General features: G+C 58.2%; 4 protein-coding genes. 1 reads left to right on the top strand and 3 read right to left on the bottom strand.

Annotated features, from left to right (window positions below; all coding sequences use genetic code 11):
• Positions 1 to 183 precede the first annotated feature (183 nt).
• Genes BLR44_RS28330 through BLR44_RS28320 form a run of 3 tightly spaced genes read right to left on the bottom strand, consistent with a single transcriptional unit; the run spans position 184 to position 3,641 of the window.
• Positions 184 to 1,257: an alpha/beta hydrolase family protein gene (locus BLR44_RS28330; RefSeq protein ID WP_089688863.1), complete on the bottom strand. Its 1,074-nt coding sequence runs from the start codon at positions 1,255 to 1,257 to the stop codon at positions 184 to 186.
• Positions 1,258 to 1,273: 16 nt separating this feature from the next.
• Entirely contained in the window at positions 1,274 to 2,398 is a 1,125-nt protein-coding gene (locus BLR44_RS28325; RefSeq protein WP_089688861.1) for an aldo/keto reductase, read from the bottom strand.
• A 4-nt stretch (positions 2,399 to 2,402) separates the two neighbouring features.
• Positions 2,403 to 3,641: an aldo/keto reductase gene (locus BLR44_RS28320; RefSeq protein WP_089688859.1), complete on the bottom strand. Its 1,239-nt coding sequence runs from the start codon at positions 3,639 to 3,641 to the stop codon at positions 2,403 to 2,405.
• Positions 3,642 to 3,810: 169 nt separating this feature from the next.
• Here BLR44_RS28320 and BLR44_RS28315 point away from each other — a divergent pair.
• Positions 3,811 to 4,640, top strand: an 830-nt coding sequence (locus BLR44_RS28315; RefSeq protein ID WP_089688857.1) for a helix-turn-helix domain-containing protein, incomplete at its 3' end; no start/stop codon positions are given.

Here is a 4,640-nt window from a genome sequence, read left to right as displayed (position 1 = left end):
ACCTGCTTCTCGATTTCTTTGGTATCGGCTAAAATTGAGAATTCATCCACGACATGCTTGATCGCCTGCTTGTCTTCGAGGGCGGAGAGGCGTTGTTCTATCGTTTTGTGTTCCATGGTTTGTGCAAACGTGAAGGTGGAGAGTAAGAAGAATAGAATGAGGCTGAAGATGCGTTTCATGCGGTTATTTTTTAGGGGATGCGTTACGTGAGTGGTGCTGGCTCTCGGCCAGCCAGGTCAGAATGAGGTCGGCGATCTGTTGATGGTTTTGATCCTGCATGAGCATGTGGCTATTGCCGCGAATGCCCAGGTCGGGTAGGTAGAGCATGCGCGCCTGCCCCCCGACCGCTTTCAATCGCTGAACGACCTCACTCCAACCGTCGTAGTAGGCTTTCCAGGAATGGCCCGGGATGCCCGTCTCGTTCTCTAAGGAGTCGCCAAACACGACCAGGAGGGGAATGGACGCCAGGGCGCGAAGCTGTGCCTCGGTGAAATCGGCCCCCGTACCACCGGGCTCCAGCACTACCATGGCCTTCACCCCGTCCGGATGGAGAAGTGCCGCCTCCAGGGGGAACCTTCCTGACTGGGAGTGGCTGACCAGCACGGTTGAGCGGAGCGCGGTGGCCAGCGTGGAAAGCGCCGCGTGATTGGGATTCGGATCGGCCAGCCCGAACAACGCAAACGGAATGCTCTGCTTGGAGAATTCATGCACCGCCCCGACGGGGTACTTTGCTGCGGCGACGGGCTGCTGAGGAGTCTGGCCAAAGCGGAAATTGAGCCACGTATTCTCGTCGGAAATGCGTTGGAAAGCGGCCTGGTCACCTGCGGTCAGCTGCTCGGCTCTCACCAGATTGTAGAACTTCTGGTTAAACCCGGAACGCCCGGCACCCACCTGATCGACCACATAGACCGGGTAGCCTTTGCGCACGAAATACTCGTTCCAGCCCATGCGTCCGTCCGGGGTAGTTTCCCACGTTTTGCCACTCAAATTCATGCCGTGAATCAAGACAAAGGACAGGCTATCGGTACGCTGTTGCGGTACCATGTACTGCACGTACATTTGGTTGACCGTCACATGACCTTCCGAGCTAAAGCCGCCCAACTCGGTGGGGTTCTGCAGCTGCTTCTCGCCTCCCAGGTAAAAACTACCCAGCGATTGCAACACCAACGGTTTGCGTTCCGACTGGATGGAAGCCAGGTCCTGGGCGTAGAAACGCTGCGCCAGACAAAAGAAAAGGGCCGTAAGGATCGGTTTCATCTGTAGAGGAAGCTTTTTATAGATCCTGAAAAACGGAGGCGGGTGCTCGAAAGCCTACCGTGGGGATCTGCTCGATCTCCGTGCGGAGGGTCTGCAATTCGGCGGGCGTGAAGGTGAGGCCCATCGCGCCGATGTTTTCCAGAAGATGATCGGGGTTGGTAGTACCGGGAATGGGCACGATGAAAGGCGTTTGCGCCAGTAACCACGCCAGGGCAATCTGAGCAGGTGTGACGGGTACGCTGGTAGAGGTTTTCTTAGCGGCCCACCTCTTTAGCAAGTCCACCAGGTTCAGGTTGGCTTCCAGCGCTTCCGGGGTGAAATACGGTACCCCGGCCCGGCGGTACTGCGCATCCGGCACGTAGTTCTTGTCGAAACGCCCGGTCAGCATTCCTCGGCAGAGCGGCCCCCAGGGCACGAAAGCGATGCCTAACTCTTCGCAAAGGGGAATCATGTCCAGTTCCATGACCCGCTCCAGCATCGAGTATTCTGACTGCAACGCGGCGACGGGCTGCACGGCATGAGCGCGGCGAAGGGTGTCCGGAGAGACTTCCGACAGCCCAAAATTGCGCACCTTTCCTTCCCGGATCAGGTCGCCCACCGCGCCAGCGATCTCTTCGATGGGCGTATTGGGGTCCATGCGGTGCAGGTAGCACAAATCCAACGTCTCGATCTTGAGGCGTTGCAACATCCCCTCCACGGCACGACGGAGGTGTGGCGGACTGCTGTCTTTCCCGGTCACTTGATCGCCCTGAAAGCGAAAGCCGAATTTGGACGCGATCTGTACCTGATTCCTGAACGGGGCCAGGGCTTCGCCCACGATCTCTTCACTATAGAACGGACCGTAGACTTCGGCGGTATCAAAAAACGTGAGGCCATGTTCGACGGCCTGGCGGATGAGCTTCACCATGGCCGCTTTGGGTTGCGGCGCATTGTAAACGCCCGCCATGCTCATACAGCCCAGTCCCAGGGCCGAGACGTCCAGCGTCCCGATTTTGCGCTTGGGGGCACTCAGGACCGAAGTAGAAGGTCGTGCGGGAGCAGTGGCCCTGCCGACGGAGGCGCCGCCGAGCGCCAGGCCCGCGGTGAGCAGCGCACTGCGTTGCAAAAATTCCCGTCGGTTGTGAGAAGTTGACGTTTCCATGGGTTTAGTGAGTCGCGTTGGGTAAGGGGGTGAGGCCGTGGGTGCCTTTCGAAGACGTTCCCAGGCTGGTACCGAGGTCGTGAGAGGCTTTCAGACGCGCGGGAGCCCGGTCGCCAAACACGCCGAGGCGGGCAAAGCCGGTTTCCAGTTCCTGAAGGTCCTGCGCCGTTAACTTCACCGCGACCGCCCCCCGGTTTTCCTGCAGGTGCGCCACGTTACGTGTGCCCGGAATCGGCACGATAAAGGGGGTTTGGGCCATCAACCAGGCGAGCGCTACCTGACCGGGTAAGGCTTCGTGGCGGGTGCCAATCGTTTGTAACCAGTCGACCAGCGGGCGGTTTTTCGCCAGGGCTTCGTCGGTGAAGCGGGGGAAGTTCAGCGTTTTCCGAATATCGCCGGCGGCAAACGCATAGTCGGGCGTCACCTTGCCGGTCAGGTAGCCCATGCCGAGCGGGCTCCACGGCACAAAGCCAATGCCCAGCTCCTCACACACGGGAATGACTTCCCCTTCCGGGTCACGCGTCCAGAACGAATACTCGTTTTGAATGGCGGTGATCGGATGCACCGCGTGAGCGCGGCGGATGGTCGCGGCGCCCGCCTCCGATAAGCCGTAGTGTTGCACTTTTCCCTGCTGAATGAGTTCCGCCATGGTGCCGGCCACGTCCTCGATCGGCACCTGAGGGTCTACCCGGTGCTGGTACAGCAGATCGATCCGGTCGGTTTGCAGGCGGCGCAGCATGTGGTCCACGGCTTGTTTGATATGGGCCGGACGGCTGTTGAGTCCGCCGTTGAGCTGGCCCGTTTCAAAGTCGATATCGAAGCCCACCTTGCTGGCGATGACCACCTCGTCGCGCACCGACTTCAGGGCCTGGCCCACCAGTGTTTCGCTCGTGTGCGGACCGTAGATTTCGGCCGTGTCAAAAAAGCGGATGCCTTCTTCGTAGGCCTGCCGGATGAGCCGAATAGATGCTTCCCGACGGGGAGGGTCCCCGTAGGCCCAGGCAATGTTCATGCACCCGAAGCCCAGTTCGGTGACTTCCAGCGAACCGAGTCGGCGTTTGCCCAAAGAGGAAGCGAGCGTGTTGTGGGAGGATGCAGCCGCAGCGCCACGACGCGGGGCCGCGTGAGCCGGGGAGGCAGCCAGCAGATGCGAAGCGCCCAGGGTGAGGCCCATCCCGGCGACCGTCGATTTGGCGAGAAAATCCCGGCGATTGAGTTCGTGGTGTTGTGGTCTTGTGTTCATCCGTAGGCAACGGGAGTGAATTGATACCACAAAATTGCCGACTCGCTCCGGCAATGATCCGATAGATTTCACGGGAATACTTTCACATAATTCTGTTTCTAGGGACTTTGATCCGAAACTAAAGGCAGAAATACGCTAGTATTGAAAAATAATCTACCACAAAAGACGTATGCGCAGCCCTGCCGACACCCAACTGCCTGAAGTGATCTGGCTGGATCGCTTCGACACAGACCGAATGCCAGCAGCGTATGGAGACCATTACTTCACGCACCTTCTTTGTCACGCCGGATCGGGTCAGTTTCTAATGGCCGGTCAGCCGTACCACATCGCTGCGGATGATCTGGTGATCTGGTTGCCTGCCGCCAACGTCACTCGGCTTCTGTTCTCTCCCGATTTCAAGGCGTCGGTCTTACTGCTTTCCTTCGATTTGCTAAGTAAGAACAACCCCGACATTGGTTGGGGTATCAAGGGCTACCTGTTCTCCCAGCAACAGCCGGTGATCGCGCTCTCCGAACCCAACAGGCGCATCTGCCTGACCCATTTTCAGGCGCTTCATGAGCGAAATGAGCATACGCAGCACCGTTTCCATCAGGAAGTGCTCAATGCGCAGGTGCAACTGTTTGTGCTCGATATGTGGAACATCTTTGCCCACGCTATGGAACAACGACGCCACCTCCAGGAACGAGGGGCGTTGTTTGAGCGTTTTCTGCAGTTGGTGCAGGAGCACTGTATGGAACATCGGGAAGTGGAGTTCTACAGCGAGAAGCTGTGCATCACCGCCAAGTACCTGACCGAGATTTGCAAGAAAAATAGTGGCAAGACGGCGATGGAATGGATTCGGAATTACACCACCCAACGCTTGCTACTACTGCTGAACAACAAACACCTCACACTGACCGAGATTGCCGATACACTCCACTTCTCCAGCGCCTCCTTTTTCAGTCGCTACGTGCGTCGGGAATTGGGAATGTCTCCCACGGAGTATCGACAGCGGTTGAA

This window comes from Catalinimonas alkaloidigena (assembly GCF_900100765.1).
GTDB classification, from domain to species: domain Bacteria; phylum Bacteroidota; class Bacteroidia; order Cytophagales; family Flexibacteraceae; genus Mooreia; species Mooreia alkaloidigena.
This window is presented reverse-complemented; position numbering and strand designations above follow the sequence as displayed.